Below are 17,062 nucleotides of genomic sequence, written 5' to 3'. Positions count from 1 at the left end.
GGGGCCGGGGACCCCGTGGGGTCATCGAAGCAGATCGCGACGGGTGACCGGAGCGCGGGCAGGGCCCCGCGGGGTGGCCGCGGGGCCCTGGGGGGTGCGGTTCGGTCAGGCGATGGTCCAGCGCTGGAGGGTGGAGCCGGTGGCGGGCTGCTGCGTGACCAGGGCGCCGTCGGAGGTGGAGGCGGTGGTCAGCAGGAGTCCGGTGGCCTGGGAGGTGACCGTGTAGCCGCCGGTGACGGGGGTGACCACCCAGTGCTGGTTGGCGCCGCCGGTGCAGGCCCACTGGATGATCTGGGCGCCGGGCGCGGTGGAGCCGCCGTTGACGTCCATGCAGAGGTTGGAGAGCGCGTTGACGATCTGGTAGCTGCCGTCCGCCTGCTGGGTGAAGACCCACTTCTGGTTGCTGCCGGTGTTCGGGGTCCAGGTGATGAGCTGGGTGCCCTGGGCGGTCGAGTGGTTCGGGTCGTCGAGCGCCTTGCCGCCGGCCTGGAGGGTGTGGGTGCCGGCGAGCGCCGGGTTGACCGTCCAGGTGAAGGTGGTGGACCCGGTGGCGGTGCCGGAGGTGGCGTTCACCGTGACGGTGGCGGACCCGGCGGTGGTCGGGGTGCCGGTGATCAGCCCGGCCGGGCTGATCGACAGGCCGGCGGGCAGCCCGGTGGCGGAGAAGGTCAGCGCCTTGCCGGCCGAATCGGTGGCGGCGAGCTGGAGCGAGACGGCGGTGCCGAGCTTGCCGGACTGGTTGCCGGGGGCGGTGACGGTGACGGTCTCGGGGGCCGCACCCGCCGGGGTGAGCGTCAGGGTCTGCTCGCCCGGGGTGCGGGCCGCGCCGACCGCGCTGCCGGTGGTGTCGCTCCAGCTGCGGGTGGGCGTGGTCTCGGCGAGCCGGCCGGTGGTCGAGGACAGGCCGATCACCAGCCCGCTGTAGCGGTTGACCAGCCGGTACGTCCCGTCGGGCACGTTGCCCGCCGAGGTGCCGGGCACGACGAACCACTGCTGGCCGACGACCGGTCCGCTCGGACCGGCGGCGGTGACGGTCGGCCGGGCGCCCCAGGCCCGCCCCGCGACGGCGCCGGAGTCGACGCCGAGCAGCTGGCCGGTCGAGGAGTTGACGACCCGGTAGGACCCGTCGCCGTTGCCCGCGAACACCCACGACTCCAGCGCAGATCCGGTGGCCGCCGCCAGCGAGGTGGTGCCCGAACCGCCGGACACCTGGGCCAGCACCCGGCCGCCCGCGCTGCTGATCCGGTACGCCTTGGTCTCGTCGACCGGCGCGGCCACCCGGGCGGAGGCGCCGAGCGTGATGTCCACGTACTCCCCGGAGGCCCCGCCCGCGCACTCGAACGCGCAGTACGAGCGGAAGCTCTTGCCGACGATGGTGGAGTTGGTCCGGTTGGCGCCGTCGAGGAACCAGCGGTACCAGGAGTTGGTGGTGTAGCCGCCGGTGTCGCCGATCAGGTGCCACTTCTGGCTGGAGAGGTCGTCGGTGACGTAGAAGCGCTGCGGCGCGACCCCGGACACGGCCTCCGGCTCGCCGATGTACAGCCGCAGGTAGGCGTTGTAGGCGATGTTCATCACGAACAGCGGCGACTTCGAGGGCAGCTTGCCGGCCGCGATCTGCTGGGCGGCGGTGCCGGTGTTGGCGGGGTTGTAGTCGCCGGCGACGGGGGTGAATCCGGTGCTGCCGGCGGCGTCCACCGGGACCTGGTTGCTCTCCAGGCCGCCCACACCGGGCTGCGACCAGGCGCCGTCGTACCACTTCTGCCAGGAGCCGGGCGCCATCTTGGCGGAGATCGGGGCGCGGGCGACGTGGGCCAGGCTGTCGGTCCAGTTGCCGCCCTTCTCGACGATGCGCGAGCCGTAGAAGACGTAGAAGTAGCCCGAGGCGGTGTCGACGAACAGGCGCTGGTCGCCGTCGCCGTAGGAGTACGTCTGGTTGGGGAACTGGGCGCTGTCGCCGCGCTTGGTGGAGTACGGCGAGGTGAGCACGTGGTCCTTGATGGTCCAGGTCCGGCCCTGGTCGGTGGAGACCGCGTAGTCGATGGCGTCGAAGTGGATGCCGTCGGAGAACGGCGACGGGGTGAACTCGTTGTGCACCAGCCCGTACCAATCGCCGGTGTCCGGGTCGACCCAGACGCCCGACAGGTCGCAGTAGTTCTTCTGCGAGTAGCTGGCGTTGCCGGTCGAGTAGGTCGCCGCCATACCGGTCGGGCTGTTGTTGCAGCGCCAGGTGGTGTCGTTGTTGCGGTCGTTGGCGTTGGCGGGGTTCACGGCGTCACTGACCGCGCCGGAACGGGTGGCGGTGTCGAAGTCGGTCCCCGTGAAGAAGTCCCAGTACCGGGGATCGCTCGCGCCGTAGAGGGCGGCGGACTGCTGGAACCAGAAGGTGCCGTCCTTGTCGACGAAGGTGGACGCCGGGGTGTCGGTCGGGTGCGCGTACCGGACCGGCGCGCCGACGCCGATCGTGTAGGTGGCGGCGGGCGGGGTCGCCGAGGCGGGTGGCGCGAAGAGACCGGACAGCGTCAGGACGGCGGCGGCGAGCACGGCCGCCGGGGCGCGACGGGCAGGGGAGGACACGGGTACTCCTTCGGTGGCGACGCAGGGCGTGGGGGAACCGCCGCACGGGCGGCGGGCCGCGTCCCGGACCGGCCGCCGCGGCGGACGGGCAGGGGGGACGGGCCGGCCGGGCCGGCTCGCGGGGGTGACGGAAGCCCGATCGGTGCGCGCCGCGGCGGCCAGGCGTGCGGACCTGGCGCGGTGGCCGTGGCGACCGGTCGTGCGAACACCCGCGGCGGCGGGCTTGCAACAAGCTGCTCGTTTCCTGGGGGCTTCGAGCAACGTGGTGACGACCGTGACAGCACCCGGGGCGGGAAGTCAAGAGACCCGCGGCGGGCTCCCCGGTGGCGCGACGAAAGTCCAAGTCCGGCCCACGGCTGTCCGTTGACGACGGCTCTCGCGCTGGTCAGGCTGGCGGACAGGCGCGGACCACGGTGGTGGCCGGCGCTCGCGAGGACCCGGGGTGCGTGCCCGGGCCCCCGCGCCCCACTCACCTACTCGCGCCCCGACCCGCCCGACCCGCCCACCGCCGCCCGCGTACGAGAGAGGCCCCGGATGCCCGTCCACCCCCCGGCCGGACCGGTCAGCCGCCCGCCGCCGCGGGACTCGCCGCCGCACCTCCGGCCGCCGCACCGCCCCCGGACACCTCGTCCTCGGGCGCCTCGTCCTCGGGCACCTCGCTGAGCGGCCGGGCCAGCTCCTCCAGGCTGCGCCGCTCCGCGCGCACCCCGATGGCCGCCTCCACCAGCCCGGCGAGCGTCATCAGGCCGGCGCCGATGCAGAAGGCGAGCGTGGTGTCCGACGGAGTCCCGCTGCTCACCAGCCCGTTGAAGATGAGCGGGCCGGTGATCCCGCCGATCGCCGTGCCCACCGCGTAGAACAGCGCGATGCACAGTGCCCTGGTCTCCAGCGGGAAGATCTCGCTGACGGTCAGGTACGCGGCGCTCGCACCGGCGGACGCCAGGAAGAGCACGGCCGTCCAGCAGGCCGTCATGGTCACCGCGCTCAACTGCCCCTGCTGGAACAGGTACGCGGTGACGAACAGCAGCACCCCCGAGCCGACGTAGGTCCCGGTGATCATGGGTTTGCGGCCCACCGAGTCGAAGAGGTGGCCGAGCAGCACCGGGCCGAGGAAGTTCCCGACCGCGATCACCACGAAGTAGTAGCCGGTGTCGCCCTCCGGCACCTGGAAGAAGGTGGCCAGGATCGCCGCGTAGCCGAAGGTCACCGCGTTGTAGAGGAAGGCCTGTCCGATGAACAGGGCGAGGCCGAGCACCGTGCGCCGCGGGTAGCTGCGGGTCACCGTGCGGGCCAGGGTGACGAATCCGACCGGGCCGCGCGGCCGGATCAGGATGCTGCCCGAGGGTTCCGGGAGCGGCGTCCCGGTCTGCTCCGTCACCGTCCGCTCCACCTCGGCGACCAACTCGTCGGCCTCCTGCGCGCGTCCGCGCGAGAACAGCCAGCGCGGGCTCTCCGGCACGTGCCGGCGCACCAGCAGGATGACCAGGCCGAGCACCACGCCGATCGCGAAGGCGAGCCGCCAGCCGACGTCGGTGGCGAACAGGTCCGTGTTCAGCAGGGCGATCGAGGCGAAGGCGCCGAGCGCCGCCCCCAGCCAGAAGCTGCCGTTGATCACCAGATCGATCCGGCCCCGGACGCGAGCCGGGATGAGCTCGTCGATCGCGGAGTTGATCGCCGCGTACTCGCCGCCGATGCCGAAACCGGTGAGGAACCGGCACAGGAAGAAGAACCAGGCCGTCCAGGACAGCGAGGTCACCGCCGTGGCGGCCAGGTAGACGGCGAGCGTCACCATGAACAGCCGCTTGCGGCCGAGCCGGTCGGCCAGCCGGCCGAAGAACAGCGCGCCGGCGCACGCACCGGCCACGTAGAGCGCCGCGGCGACGGTGGTGACCTGCGCCGTGCTGATGTCGATGCCACTGCCGGACTCGGCCAGCCGCCCGGCCATGTTGCCGACCACGGTGACCTCGAGGCCGTCGAGGATCCAGACCGTCCCCAGCCCGATCACGATCCGCCAGTGCCAGCGTGCCCAGGGCAGCCGGTCGAGCCGGGCGGGCACGTCGGTACGGATCGGCGCGTCCTCGGCCTGCGGCGGGGGCTGCGCTCCGTCGGCGGCCGGCCGGGCGTGCGGTGATGGGTGTGCGGCCATGGGTCCCTCCCTGCGGTTCCCGCGCCGGGCGGACTGCCCGGATGCGACCTCCGTCTGCCCCGAGCCGGCGAACGCACGCCTGGCACCGGCGGCCCGGTCGGCCGGCGCGGTGCCAGGGCGTGCGTGGTGAGGGTGCCAGGACGTGCGGGGGGGTCGGGCCGTCAGCTCCCGGTGGCCCGGTGCAGGCCGTGCCGGGCCCGCCAGGCCAGGGTCGGGCCGGCGCCGTTGTCGGCGGCGGTGACCAGCAGGCCGCCGAGCATGGAGAGGTTCTTGAAGAAGTGGATGCGCTGCCGGGCACGCTCCGCCTCGTCCTCGGCCGCCCAGAACCGGTGCCCGGCCCAGGTCACCGGGACCAGCGTGGCGGCCAGCGCGAGCGCGGACAGCCGGGTGGCCCGGCCGGTGGCGAGGGCCAGTGCGGCCACCACCTGGACCCCCGCGTTCAGGCGGATCGCGGTGACGGTGTCGCGGGGCACCACCGGGACCTGGCCGGCCAGCGTGCGGACCACCGGTTCGGCGGCGGCCGCCACCCGGTCCGGTCTGCGCAGCGCGCCGAGGCCGCCGTACAGGAACATCGAGGCCTGCAACGGCCGGGCCGTGGCTCTGATGAGGGACATCGCGGGTGCCGCCCTTCTGGAGGTCTCCTGCTGCCGCGTATGCCCGCGATCGGCGGCCCGACCCCTCCCGGACCGGCCGGCCTCCGGCAGGCTCGCCGCGGGCCGGGCGCTCGCGGGGACATTCCGGCCGGACCGGAGGAGGATCTGGAGCGGTGGGGTGCTCGGGCGCGGGTACGGCGCGCCGCGCCGCGGGCGGCCGACCGGCCGGACGCGAGGAGGAAGGCCATGATCGTCGACTGCGCGCACTACCGCGACGGGCACCGCCAGCAGGAGGGCCCGATCCCGCTGGAGCAGGCGGCCGCCCGGTGCGAGCCCGGTGGTTTCGTGTGGCTCGGCATGTTCGAACCGGCCGCCGAGGAGCTGGACCGGGTACGGGAGGTGTTCGGCCTGCACGAGCTCGCCGTCGAGGACGCCCAGGCCTTCCACCTGCGGCCGAAGGCGGAGCAGTACGAGGACGGCACCGAGCTGATCATCCTGCGGACCGCGCGCTACGACGACGAGCGCGAGGAGGTGGACACCGGCGAGATCAGCGTCTTCCTCGCCGAGCACTTCGTGATCACGGTCCGGCAGGGCATCGCCAGCGAGCTGGCCGGCGCCCGCAGCCGGCTCGAACGCCGCCCGGAACTGCTGCGGGCCGGCAGCGCGTCCACCCTGTGGGCGATCCTGGACCAGGTGGTGGACGGCTACGCGCCGGTGGTCGCCGAACTCGACCACGACATCGGCCAGATCGAGGCGACGGTGTTCTCCGGCACGATCGCCCCGACCGAGCGGATCTACTTCCTGCGCCGGGAGGCCACCGACTTCTACCGCGCCGTGCACCCGCTGCTCGCCGTGCTCGCCCGCCGGCTCCAGCCCGGCCGGACGCCGGGCGAGCTGCTGCCCTACTTCCGGGACGTGCACGACCACCTGCTGCTGGTGAACGAGGAGGTCGCCGCCCAGCGCGACCTGCTGACCACGGTGCTGGAGGCGAACATCGCGGTGATCTCGGTCGAGCAGAACACCATCAACCTGCGACAGAGCGCGACCATGGAGCGGCTGACGATCGTCGCGACGGTGTTCCTGCCGCTCTCCTTCGTGGTGGGCTTCTTCGGCCAGAACTTCGGCTGGCTGGTCGACCGGATCAGCGGCTTCGGGGCCTTCCTCACGCTCAGCGTGGTCGGCCTGCTGCTGCCGTGCGTGGCGCTGTACCTGTGGCTGCGTCACCAGCGCCGCCGCCCAGCGCCGCAGGCGCGCGAGGCGGACGGCGCCGGCGCGCCCGGCCAGGACCCGCAGGCCCCCCGGGCCGGGCCGGCCGGTCAGGGCCCCCCGTCCGGCCCCCACCGCGGTGGCCCGCACCCCGGCGGCCCCCGTCCCCGCTGACCCGCCGGCCCCCGTCCGCGCCGGCCGCAGGGCCGCGCTCCCCGCCGACCGGCCGCCCGCGACCGCACCCCCCGTGCTCAACAGGGCCGCACCGCCTCGGCGCGCACGGCCACCAGCGGCGAGGGCACGATCCGGTGGTTCGCCGCCCGGAACTCCTCGGCCACCCGCACGCAGCCCGCGCACTCCTCCAGGTGCCGGGCCAGCTCGCGGCCGCGCCGCCGCCCGGGCCGGCGGACCGCGCCGGCCAGCAGCGAGGTGAAGTAGCGGCACTCCTGGGCGGTCCCCTCGTCGACGTGCGCGCGCAGGTACGCCTCGCGCAGCCCCTCCCGGGCCCGGGCCGCCAGCGAGCGCACCCCGCTCGGCGTCATGCTCATCCGCTGCGCCACGGTGGTGGCGGGCTCGCCCTCCACCACCAGGAACCAGAGCAGCACCTGCCACCGCTCGGGGAGCGCCCGGTAGGCCCTGGCGACCAGTGCCGCCTCCTCCGCCGCCAGCAGCTCGCCGTCCGGCTCCGCGCTGTCGGCCAGCCGCTCGGCCCAGGCGTTGAAGTCCTCGGTCAGCACCACCCGGTCGCGGCTCTGGACGCTCCACTCCATCGCGGTGCGCCGCACGCACGCCATCAGGTAGGGGCGCCACGCGTGCCGCGGGCCGCTGCCGCGGGCCACCGAGAGGTAGGTGCTGGCGTAGGCCTCGGCGGCGAGGTCCTGGGCGGTCTGCGGGTCGCGGCAGTAGCCGCGGGCGTAGGCGAGCACGGCGCCGTGGTGACGGCTGAACACCTCGGCCATCACCTCCCGGATCCGGGAGCGGGAGCTGCCGGCCGCGGGCGAGGCGGGAAGCGCCGCCGCGAGTTCGGCGTCGCTCAGCTCGCTGAGCGACGACTCGCGGGTCGTGGTACGAAGGGTCACGGGTTCCTCCTCAGGTCGGGCCTTCTCCTGGCGGGGAGTTCGCGGACCCGGCCGGCGCGGGGGCGCACGGATCGGGACGGGGAACTTCCCGGACGAAGGGCATCGCCGGCGGCCTGCTGCTCGGGCCGTCGGGACGGTGTGGCAGGAAGAGCCACAGCACACCAGCCCCACGTGTTTCCGGGCAACAGTCCGCCGGCCGAGCGCGCATCCGGTGATTCCGGATCCGAATGTGGGGAATCCGCGTGCGGGGTCACGCACCGGCTCCGCAGGGTGCCGCACCGCCCGCCGACGGAGCCGCCGGGCCGGTCAGCGCGATGGCAAGGCCGCGTCAAGTTAGATCTCGGGCTGATAACACAAAACTTCATACAGCTTTCGCATGGTTGAACCGACCTGCGAAGACGATTAACTGACAGGGCGTCAGTTGTCTGCTTCGTCCGGGAACGGAAAACGGCGAGGGTTCCCGCCGGCCTGCGCCGGCGGGAACCCTCGCCTCCTGCTCTCGTCCACCTCTCGTCTCGTCGCCGGGTCGGCGGTCAGCCGCCGGCGGCCTGCGCGTGACCGGTGTGGTCGACGCCGTTCACGATCTCCCCACCGAGCAGCCCGTGCAGCAGGTCCGCCGTGCTCTCGGAGAGGACCACCGCCCAGCCGTCACCGACCAGGTACGAGCCCCCGTAGGCCTTGGCCTCGGTCGTCCAGGAGTCCCGGGCACCGGAGTTCGGGAAGGTGGCGATCCAGATCTCCTCCCCGGCCGAGGTGCACACCCCCTGCCGCAGGTCGGCCGTCGTGGCGGTGATCTCCGCCGTGCAGCCGATCCGCCGGGCCAGCGTCTCCACCGAACTCGTGCCGGCGGAGGGTTCCGCCGCTCGCGAGGATCCCACCAACCCGCCTGTGCCACCGAAGAGTTCGAGCACCCCGAGGAGGAACAGGACGGCCAGCGCGGACCACTGGAACGCGGTGCGCAGGGAGCGGGTGGTACCGACCGGCGCGATGTCGGCCGCGGCGGGCCCGGCTGCCGTCAGGGCGCCGCCCCCGGCGCTCACTTGCCGGTGGCCGGCTTGCCCGACGGGTTGATGGCCGACCACTGGCCGTCGATCCCGTTGCCGAGGGCGTCACCGTAACCCTGATCGCCCGAGTAGACGTAGGCCGGCGTGCAGTTGATGCTCAGCTGCCAGGTGCCGTCCGGCCGCTGCATCTTGCCGACCAGCTTCGGGTCGACGCCCTTGATCTTGTCGGCGTCCACCGGCGCGGCCGGCATCCAGGTCTTCAGGCACTGGCCCTCGCAGTTGGAGCGCATCGGCCAGGCGGTGTCCTTCCCGTAGTGGTAGAGGGTCCGGCCGGCCGAGTCCACCATGATCGGGCCGAGCTGGGGGTGGACCATGACGGACAGCTGCACCTTGGCGCCGGCCTGCTGGGTCGGCTGCGGCATCGCGGTGGCGGTGGGCGCCGGGGCCGGCGCGGGGGTGGTCGGCGCGGGGGTCGCGGAGGTGTCGGCCCCGGCGGCCTTGGCCTTCGATCCGTCCGGCGCGAGCGCGTTCCAGGTGCCGCCCACGCCCTGGCCCTTGGTGTCACCGGGCGCGGTGTCCTGGGCGTAGCGGTAGGCCGGCCAGCCGCCGACCGTCAGCTGGTGCGTGCCGTCGGCGCGGGTGATCTCGCCGAGCTTGCTGGGGTCGATGCCGTTGCCCGGCAGGGTGCTGCCGTCCTTGAGGACCGGCGGCCAGGTGGTGGCGCAGGTGCCGGAGCAGTTGGACGTCGGCGGCTTGGCGGTGTCCTTGTCGAAGCGGTACAGGGTGAAGCCCTGACCGTCCGTCATGACCGAGCCGAGCTGGTCGTCGAGCCGGACGGCCAGCTGCCCGCCGGGCCTGGCCCCGCCGCCCGCGGCCGAGGCGCCGGAGTCACCGTAGGAGCCGTACGCACCGGCCGCGGGCTGCGTGCCGCCGGCGGACTGGCCGGAGCCCGGGTAGGACGTGCTGGCACTGCTGTTGGCGCTCCCGAAGGCCGCCATGAGGACGAGGCCGGCCAGCAGGAGGCAGGCCGCCACGAGGCCGTACCGTTTCGTTGTGGTGGTCAAGGTCTTCCTTGCCTTTCCATCGGTGGAGCGGGGACGTTCGGGGACAGCTACACGGGGTCGTAGGGGTTCGGGGTCAGGGGAACTCGGGGTCGCGAAGGGCCGGGGTCGCGAAGGGCCGGGGTCGCGAAGGGCCGGGCACGCGGGCCGGGTGGCGGGCGGGCGCGGCTCAGGTGATCCGCAGCGCCAGTGCGGGGCAGCGGTCCACCGCACGGCCCGCCTTCTGGAGCAGCTGCGGCGGGACGGGCATCACGCCCGCGGCCGGGAAGCCGTCCGCCCCCAGGCTGATCACCTCGGGCAGCACGCTGGTGCACAGGCCGTGGGCCTCGCAGAGGGTCCAGTCCACGACGATGGACCCGGCGCTCTCGGCCACCGGCATCGGCAGCACGTCCTGCACGGACCGGCCGCAGCCGTACTGGTAGGAGTGGAGTTCGAGGTCCTCGGCGAAGACCTCCAGGGACGAGGCGACGAACCGCGAGGCAGCATCGGGGTGGCTGCACGCGCCCCGTCCGGTGACCTCCCGCATCCGGGTCTCCACCAGCTCCAGGGCGGCGCGCCCGCCGCCCCGCACCACCTCCTCGAGCGCCTTGACCAGGGCCGGCAGCCCGAGGTAGCACGGCCCGCACTGGCCGGCCGTCTCGTCGGCCATCCAGCGGGCGACCCGGAGCACCTCGCCGAGCGGGCAGGTGGTGCCGGGCAACGGCAGGATCGCGCCGGCGCCCAGCGCACCACCGAGGCGCTGGAAGGACTCGCGGGACACCACGGCGACCGCGGCGGCCTCCGGGGTGAGCCACTTGCCGTGGTAGCCGCCGACCAGCACGCCCTGGCCGATCTCCAGGTCGAACAGCGCGAGCAGCTCGCGCAGCGGTACGCCCGCGGGCGTCTCCACCACCTGGGCGCCGGCCAGCGTGAGCAGGACGGTCCCGGGTTCGGCCGGGGTGCCCACCTCGCGGTACGGCAGCGCCCCCAGCCGTGCCGCTACCGCGAGTTGGGCGTAGGTCTCGGCGTTGGACAGCAGGGTGGGCATGCCCCCGACCCCGCTGTCGCTGGTCCGCACGCCGCCGCCGCGCGGCAGGGCGATCCCGCTGGTGATCCCGCGGGCCAGCGCGCTCCCCTCCCCCGAGACGAACCGCTCGGGCAGCCGGACCACGGAGACCGGGAGGCGGGTCGACCGCCGCTCGGCCAGCGCCCGGCGCAGCGACTGCTCGGTGTCCGCCCGGGTCACGCCGAGCGCCACCTGTTCGGCGTCCAGCGACTCGGCCGCCAGCAGGGCCCCGTCCAGCACCAGGTGGGGGGTGCGCAGCAGGAGTGCGGCATCCTTCAGGCAACTCGGTTCTCCTTCCGTTCCGTTGACCACCACGATCGGGCGGCCCTTGCGGCGTGCGGCCGCCTTGACCACGGCGCGCAGCTTCCTGGCGAACGGGAAGCCGGCCCCGCCGCGGCCGCGCAGGTTGACGTTCTCGGCCAGTTCGGCCAGCTCCTCGGCCTGCATCGCCGGCAGTTGGCCGTGGACCACCAGGTGGGAGCGGTAGTCCAGCCGCTCGGCGTGCTCCAGGCCGGCGAACAGGACCGGCCGGCCGAGCCAGGCGATGGGTGCGCCGCTCATCCGTCCAACCGCCGTCGTCCGGTGCCGGCGCCGACCGGCTGGCGGCCGGGCAGGTCCTGGCCGAGCCTCGGTGCGGCCGCGGGCGGCCGGGCCTCGGTCCGCTCGCGGCCCGGCAGCGGGATCCGCAGCGGCGCGCCGGGCCGGCGGGCGGCGCCGCGGTCCTGGAAGGCCAGCCGCAGGCCGAGCGCGCCGATCACGCCCAGCACCGCGAGGCCGTACAGGACGGTCACCCAGGTGGCGGCCATGCGGCCGGCGTTGAGGCCGTGCACCAGGCCCGCGCCCCAGGCCGGGTAGGCGCAGATGTGGACGATCCGCCACCGGCCGGCCTCGCCGGTCCTGGCGAGCACCCCGCGGGCCGCGCCGGCCAGCGCCACGGCCAGCAGCACGTAGCCGGAGAGCACGCCGAGGCCGAAGATCACCGGCCGGTTCGGGTCGGTGAACGGCACGAAGGCGGCGATCGCGCCGATCTGGTGCTGGATCAGGTTGACCCAGACGTGCAGGACGAGGAAGACCACGCCCGAGACGCCCATCGTGCGGTGGATCGCCTGGGCGACCAGCCGGTGGACCGGACGCAGCACCAGCCGGTCGGTCGCCGCGAGCCCCCACAGGACCGCGGAGGAGAAGGACACCAGGGCCATGACCCCGGCGGCCACCCCGAGGAACGCCTGCAGGGCGCCGTTGACGGCGACGGCCGTCACGCCGAGGCCTGCTGCCAGCAGCGGCAGGAGCGACCACAGCGTGGCCACGCGCCGTCCCCCGGTGCCGGACTGCTCGCCGGCGGCCCCGTCCGGCGCCTGCGCCCGGCGGCTTCCGCTCCCCCGCCCTTGGGCGGAACGGCGGGCCCGGTGCCCTTGCTCTGTCACCATTGCTGTGTCCTCCGGCGTTTTCTTGCTCCGGTCGTGTGGGGGCCCGTGGCCCCCGGGGCCGCCGGGTTTCCGTCCCGGTGGCGGCCCGTTCGGGCGATCAGCAGCGACGGCCCTCGTTGATGCAGCCGACCATCCGGTCCAGCAGGTCGCGGTTCATCACGTTGATGAAGTCCCCGTGGTCGGTGATCGGGTTGTGCAGTTGCTCGGGGAAGCTGTCGACGGCGAAGCGCTGCCCGGTGGGCACGTCGTAGGCGACCCGCTCCACCAGCTGCGGGATGGCCCGGAAGTTCTTCGGGCAGCTCCCGTTGGCCTGGGAGAAGGCCGTGTGGGTGCGGTGGTTGGCGCTGTCGATGTTCTTGCCGTCCCAGCAGTCCGGGAACTTCAGGGTCCGCACCACCCGGCTGCCGTTGGGGCAGATCGGGTACTTGTCGGCGAGCTGGCGGTCCTCGAAGCCGGTGCAGCTCCAGGAGGCGTGGGCGTTGGCCGGTCCGTTGGTGAGGGCCTTGGCGTCGCCGGTGATGATCCGCAGGAAGCGGGTCATCGACTGGACCTTGTTGCCGGTGGCGGAGCTGTAGGTGATGCCGACCTCGGCCGGCTTGAGGATCCGGCCGACGTTGCGGTCCTTGCCGCCGCCGGGGGCCTTGAAGTCGCTCTCGTTGACGCCGTTGAGCAGGCGCAGCACCGGCCAGTAGTAGGCGGACTGGTCGCCGTTGGAGCAGCTCGTGCCGGCGGCGGCGAGGCGGTTGTTGGAGGAGAACGCGCTGGTGGCGAGGTTGCCCACGTAGTCGTGCATGTGGTGGGCGCCGTTGCTCACCCCGGGTGCCACGATCACGTTGTCGGGGTTGAGGTGGCGGTTCTCGTTGCGCCCGCACTGCGAGGTGAAGGTACCGCTCGCCGGGCCGGTACGGGCAGGCTTGGCGACGTTCGGGGAGACCGACCTGATGTCGACGAACCCGCGCCCCGGGCCGGACTTGCCGCCCGAGCTCTTGCTGCGGTCGGCCGCGACGCCCTGCCCCTCGGGGCCGTACTCCTTGGCGGAGGCGTCGACGACCAGGTCCCGGCGGATCGAGCAGCGGGCCAGCCCGCTGACGTCCGCGGGCAGGCCGGCGTCCGGTCCGGCGCTCGCCGAGAGCTTGCGCAGGGTCGCCGACCGCTGATCGGCGAGGGTGGCCATGACCCGCTGCTCGCCACCGCCGGAGCCGGGCTCGGAGAGGGTGCGGTAGGCGTCCGCCACCTGGCCGTCGAGGTCGGCGAGATCCTGGTCGACGTCGGGTTGGGCGGCCTCCGGCACGGTGGCCAGGCTCGCGCCGACGTCGGCGCAGGCCACCGTGCCCACCTGCGCGGCGGCCGCCTGCGACCGCCAGGGCCGCTGCCCGGCGAACGCCGCCGCCGCGAGTACCGACGCGCCGCTGATCGCCAGTACGCCGGCCACCAGCACCGCCAGCAGTCTCCGCTTCGACCTGCCACGTTTGTGAATCCTCATGCTTCGCATCCTCGGAACGGGATCGGGGCCTGCCGGTGCAGGCCGTGGACAGCCTTGGAAGGCCTTTTCGGGCCGGATTCCGCTAACGCTGGGTCGTGCCGGGCGCCGGGACCGGGCTCGTGCTCGGCGACGCGGTGCCGGACGGCGGTGCGGCGAGTTTGCCGAATTCCACCAACTTGGTGTCCTCCAGCACCGTCATGTGGTCCAGCACGGTGGAATTGGCCAGCGTCGCGAGGTCCCGGACGGTGGAATTCTGGGTGCTGGCCCGCACTTGGGCGACGACGGCGAACACCTGGCCGTGCGCACTGCGCACGATGTTGGCGAACTGCCGGTCGAAATCGTCGCCCTGGGCCGCGTCCAGCGTCTGCAGCCAGGCCTTCTGCTGGGCGTTGGGTTCGTCGGGGACCTCGAGCCCCAGGGTCCGGGCGGTGTCCAGGTCGGCCCGGTCGAGCTCGGTGTGCCCGTCGATCAGGTGCTGGCCGGCGGTCTTCACCTCCGGGGTTCCCCCCTTGGCGAGGGCCATCCGACCTGCGGGGATCTCCCACAGTCCGGCGAGCCGGACCCGTTTGACGAAGTCCCGGTCGAGCGGTGTCAGCGGGCCGGACGGGGTCTGGACCGTCCCCGGTGCCTGCTCCGCCGCCGCCGGGGTGCGGTACGCGCCCGCCGAGCGCAGCACGGGCAGCAGCAGCGCCGCCGCCGTGGAGAGCATGGCCACGATCACCAGAAGCGTGGCGAACGATCGCGGGAACCGGCTCACCTGCGGCAGGCCGTAGGCGGAATTCCCGGATCCGCGCTTCTTCCTCGAAGATGACATCTGTTTCCTCATCACGCCGGGGCTGGGGATCGCGCGGCCCGCCGCCGGAATTCCTTCCGGCGGCTGCCGGGATCGCGGTGGAGCATCGCCCCGGTCGACATCACGGAATTCCGGAACGGTCAGGAACGGGTGGCGCGCACGGTGGTCGCGTGGCGTCTGCGGCGCCGCTGCGCCGGCCGACGGCCGAGCGGCAGAGGGCTGTGGGACGGAAAGCTCGCTGCCGCTCGACCGTCGGGGCAGGGGTGCATCGGAACACCTCCCTGGGATCTGCCGGCCACGTGCGGGCCGGTCATCAGAGAAAGAGGCCGGTTCCGAGGTTTCGTCCCGTCACTTTGCCTTTTCTTTACCATCGGGCGCGCTGTGCACCCCGCTCCCACCCGTTCGCGGCCGGGCCCCGGCGCGGCCGTCGGCGCACGTGGGAGGAGTGCGCGGGCAGCACCCGCGGCCCGGCCGCCGGGCCGGACAACTCCGCAGGTGGATCCGTACTGTGGCGCGGACCCGGCCGCACGGTACATTGCCCTACCGGCCGGGCCGCCGTAGCCCCGCGCCGCCCCTGTGTCCCACACCTTCCGGACGCGAGCGAGGCCGCATGCGACTGAACCTCAATCAACTGGCGATCTTCGCCCAGGTCATCGAATGCGAGGGGTTCTCGGCCGCCGCCCAGGTCCTGTTCCTGAGCCAGTCGTCCGTCTCGAAACAGGTGCAGAGCCTGGAGATAGCCCTGCGCACCCAGCTGGTCGACCGCTCGGGCCCGAAGATCCGGCCGACCCTGGCCGGTGAGGTCCTGCTGGCACAGACCAAGGAGGTGCTGGCGCTGGCCGACCAGGCGGTGGAGGCGGTCCGCGCGGCGGCCCTGCTGCACCGGGAACCGCTGGTGATCGGCAGCACCAGCACCCTCGGCGGGCAGTTCCTGCCGTCCGTGCTGCGGGAGCTGCGGCGCCGGGAGCCGGAGGCGCAGTTCACCCTCGCGATCAGTACCGCCGACCAGCTAGCCGCCGCCCTGGAGGAGGGCCGGACCGGCATCGGCCTCAGCGCCGGCCCGCTGCCGCCCGGCCGGTACCGCTCGGAGCGGCTCGCCGAGGACGCCATGCTGCTGATCTGCCCGCCCGACCACCGGCTGGCCGGCCGCCGGCTCACCCCCGCCGACCTGGCGGGCGAGACCTTCCTGCTGCGCGAGAACGGGTCGCAGACCCGCAGCCAGCTGAAGGACCTGCTGCACGGCTGGGAACTGTCCGGCGCCCGCACCCTCGACCTGTGGGGCACCGACGGCATCAAGGAGGCGGTCCGGATCGGCCTCGGGATCGGCCTGGTGCCGCAGAGCTCGGTGCGCCTCGAACTCCGGCACGGCGCGCTGGCCGCACTCACCGTCCACCCCGGGCCCGAGCACCGCACGGTGACGGCCAGTTGGACCCTGGCCCGCCCGCTGACGACCTACGAGCAGATCCTGCTGCCGCTGCTGCGCGAGGTCGCCGCCACGGCCCCGACGCCGTGAGCCGGCCGGCGATCTTCACCCGGAGCGACCCCGGCGGCCGTCCACCGGGTGGTTGACTGCTCGGTATGGACACCACGCGAGCGATCCCCGCGCCCACGCACCCGGCGACGGCCACCCCGGCCCCCGCGGTCGCACCGCCGCTCGACCACGAGCTCGCCGCCGTGCTCGACGAGTTCGGGGACGCCCTGCGGGACCCGCTCACCCCGGAGAACCTCGCCGCCCGCCAGCAGCAGGACGCCGCCGTCCGGCCGCGCCCCACCCTGCGGGAGCTCGGCGCGGACGGCCGCTTCGAGGTGGCCGAACACCGCGTGCCGGGGCCGCCGGACGCGCCGGAGGTCACCCTGATCAGCGCCCGCCCCACCGGGATCGCCGGGCCGCTGCCGGTCCTGTACTACCTGCACGGCGGCGGGATGGTGATCGGCAACGCCGCCTCCGTCCTCCCCCAGCTGCTGCGCGAGCGCGACCTCACCCCGGAACTGGCGGTCGTCTCCGTGGAGTACCGGCTCGCACCGCAGACCCGCTACCCGGGCCCGCTGGAGGACTGCTACGCCGGGCTGCGCTGGGTCGCCGCGCACGGGGCCGGGCTGGGCCTGGACCCGGAGCGCATCGTCATCGGCGGCAAGAGCGCGGGCGGCGGGCTCGCCGCGGCGCTCGCCCTGCTGACCCGCGACCGCGGCGGCCCGCGGCCGATCGGGCAGCTGCTGCTCTGCCCGATGATCGACGACCGCAACGCCACCTTCTCCGGTCACCAGATGGCCGGCGTCGACCTGTGGGACCGCACCTCCAACGCCACCGCCTGGCAGGCCCTGCTCGGCGACCGCTACGGAGCCCCGGACCTGCCCCCGTACGCGGCGCCCGCGCGCGCCACCGACCTGACCGGGCTGCCCCCCGCCTACATCGAGGTCGGCTCGGCCGAGACCTTCCGGGACGAGGACGTGGCCTACGCGAACGCGATCTGGCAGGCCGGCGGCCAGGCCGAACTGCACGTCTGGCCCGGCGCGTTCCACGGTTTCGACTCGCTGGCGCCGGACGCCGCCCTGGCCCGGGACGCCCGCAACGCCCGGGCCCGCTGGCTGCGCCGCGTCCTCGACGCACCGGCCGGGCGGCCGGGCCCGGCCGCCTGACACCGGCCGCCTGA

Annotated in this window: 13 protein-coding genes; 3 read left to right on the top strand and 10 right to left on the bottom strand. The window is 74.0% G+C overall.

Annotated features, from left to right (window positions below):
* Positions 1-105: 105 nt before the first annotated feature.
* The 3 genes from ABT014_RS16570 to ABT014_RS16560 form a co-directional block, all read right to left on the bottom strand.
* Positions 106-2,574 carry an RICIN domain-containing protein gene (locus ABT014_RS16570; protein ID WP_350639469.1) on the bottom strand — a complete coding sequence of 823 codons (2,469 nt, stop codon included), beginning with the start codon at positions 2,572-2,574 and terminating at the stop codon, positions 106-108.
* 562 nt (positions 2,575-3,136) lie between these two features.
* Positions 3,137-4,720 carry an MFS transporter gene (locus tag ABT014_RS16565; RefSeq protein ID WP_350639468.1) on the bottom strand — a complete coding sequence of 528 codons (1,584 nt, stop codon included), beginning with the start codon at positions 4,718-4,720 and terminating at the stop codon, positions 3,137-3,139.
* A 161-nt stretch (positions 4,721-4,881) separates the two neighbouring features.
* Positions 4,882-5,334, bottom strand: coding sequence for a DoxX family membrane protein (locus ABT014_RS16560; protein ID WP_350639467.1), 453 nt, complete (start codon positions 5,332-5,334; stop codon positions 4,882-4,884).
* A 225-nt stretch (positions 5,335-5,559) separates the two neighbouring features.
* On the opposite strand from ABT014_RS16560, the gene ABT014_RS16555 reads away from it, so the two are divergent.
* Positions 5,560-6,693, top strand: a complete 1,134-nt coding sequence (locus ABT014_RS16555) for a magnesium and cobalt transport protein CorA (RefSeq protein ID WP_350639466.1) — start codon at positions 5,560-5,562, stop codon at positions 6,691-6,693.
* A gap of 77 nt (positions 6,694-6,770) precedes the next feature.
* Here ABT014_RS16555 and ABT014_RS16550 read toward each other — a convergent pair whose 3' ends face one another.
* The 7 genes from ABT014_RS16550 to ABT014_RS16520 form a co-directional block, all read right to left on the bottom strand.
* Complete coding sequence (locus ABT014_RS16550) at positions 6,771-7,598, bottom strand: RNA polymerase sigma factor (RefSeq protein ID WP_350639465.1); 828 nt, start codon at positions 7,596-7,598, stop codon at positions 6,771-6,773.
* Positions 7,599-8,131: 533 nt separating this feature from the next.
* On the bottom strand, positions 8,132-8,638 hold the full coding sequence (locus ABT014_RS16545) for a hypothetical protein (RefSeq protein WP_350639464.1): 507 nt from the start codon (positions 8,636-8,638) through the stop codon (positions 8,132-8,134).
* The gene (locus ABT014_RS16540; protein ID WP_350639463.1) at positions 8,635-9,666 is read right to left on the bottom strand and encodes an SCO0930 family lipoprotein; all 1,032 of its coding nucleotides are present in this window, start codon (positions 9,664-9,666) and stop codon (positions 8,635-8,637) included. The genes ABT014_RS16545 and ABT014_RS16540 overlap by 4 nt, the downstream gene beginning before the upstream one ends.
* Positions 9,667-9,832: 166 nt before the next feature.
* Positions 9,833-11,269, bottom strand: a complete 1,437-nt coding sequence (locus ABT014_RS16535; protein ID WP_350639462.1) for an NADH-ubiquinone oxidoreductase-F iron-sulfur binding region domain-containing protein — start codon at positions 11,267-11,269, stop codon at positions 9,833-9,835.
* Positions 11,266-12,015: a ferric reductase-like transmembrane domain-containing protein gene (locus ABT014_RS16530; protein ID WP_350639461.1), complete on the bottom strand. Its 750-nt coding sequence runs from the start codon at positions 12,013-12,015 to the stop codon at positions 11,266-11,268. Before ABT014_RS16530 ends, ABT014_RS16535 begins: the two co-directional genes overlap by 4 nt.
* A 217-nt stretch (positions 12,016-12,232) precedes the next feature.
* On the bottom strand, positions 12,233-13,618 hold the full coding sequence (locus tag ABT014_RS16525) for a DUF1996 domain-containing protein (RefSeq protein ID WP_350639460.1): 1,386 nt from the start codon (positions 13,616-13,618) through the stop codon (positions 12,233-12,235).
* An 82-nt stretch (positions 13,619-13,700) separates the two neighbouring features.
* Positions 13,701-14,432 carry a DUF4142 domain-containing protein gene (locus ABT014_RS16520; protein ID WP_350639459.1) on the bottom strand — a complete coding sequence of 244 codons (732 nt, stop codon included), beginning with the start codon at positions 14,430-14,432 and terminating at the stop codon, positions 13,701-13,703.
* Between the two features lie 589 nt (positions 14,433-15,021).
* Here ABT014_RS16520 and ABT014_RS16515 point away from each other — a divergent pair.
* Both ABT014_RS16515 and ABT014_RS16510 read left to right on the top strand, forming a co-directional pair.
* Complete coding sequence (locus ABT014_RS16515; RefSeq protein WP_350639458.1) at positions 15,022-15,924, top strand: LysR family transcriptional regulator; 903 nt, start codon at positions 15,022-15,024, stop codon at positions 15,922-15,924.
* A 65-nt stretch (positions 15,925-15,989) separates the two neighbouring features.
* On the top strand, positions 15,990-17,048 hold the full coding sequence (locus ABT014_RS16510; RefSeq protein ID WP_350639457.1) for an alpha/beta hydrolase: 1,059 nt from the start codon (positions 15,990-15,992) through the stop codon (positions 17,046-17,048).
* Positions 17,049-17,062: the final 14 nt, after the last annotated feature.

This window comes from Kitasatospora sp. NPDC094015, from assembly GCF_040304075.1.
In the GTDB taxonomy this organism is placed as follows: domain Bacteria; phylum Actinomycetota; class Actinomycetes; order Streptomycetales; family Streptomycetaceae; genus Kitasatospora.
This window is presented reverse-complemented; position numbering and strand designations above follow the sequence as displayed.

Excerpts from the sequence above, each read along its gene's own strand:
- ABT014_RS16565 (WP_350639468.1), bottom strand. The coding sequence starts at position 4,720 with ATGGCCGCACACCCATCACCGCACGCCCGGCCGGCCGCCGACGGAGCG.
- ABT014_RS16560 (WP_350639467.1), bottom strand. The coding sequence starts at position 5,334 with ATGTCCCTCATCAGAGCCACGGCCCGGCCGTTGCAGGCCTCGATGTTC.
- ABT014_RS16555 (WP_350639466.1), top strand. The coding sequence starts at position 5,560 with ATGATCGTCGACTGCGCGCACTACCGCGACGGGCACCGCCAGCAGGAG.
- ABT014_RS16535 (WP_350639462.1), bottom strand. The coding sequence starts at position 11,269 with ATGAGCGGCGCACCCATCGCCTGGCTCGGCCGGCCGGTCCTGTTCGCC.
- ABT014_RS16525 (WP_350639460.1), bottom strand. The coding sequence starts at position 13,618 with ATGAGGATTCACAAACGTGGCAGGTCGAAGCGGAGACTGCTGGCGGTG.
- ABT014_RS16520 (WP_350639459.1), bottom strand. The coding sequence starts at position 14,432 with ATGTCATCTTCGAGGAAGAAGCGCGGATCCGGGAATTCCGCCTACGGC.
- ABT014_RS16515 (WP_350639458.1), top strand. The coding sequence starts at position 15,022 with ATGCGACTGAACCTCAATCAACTGGCGATCTTCGCCCAGGTCATCGAA.
- ABT014_RS16510 (WP_350639457.1), top strand. The coding sequence starts at position 15,990 with ATGGACACCACGCGAGCGATCCCCGCGCCCACGCACCCGGCGACGGCC.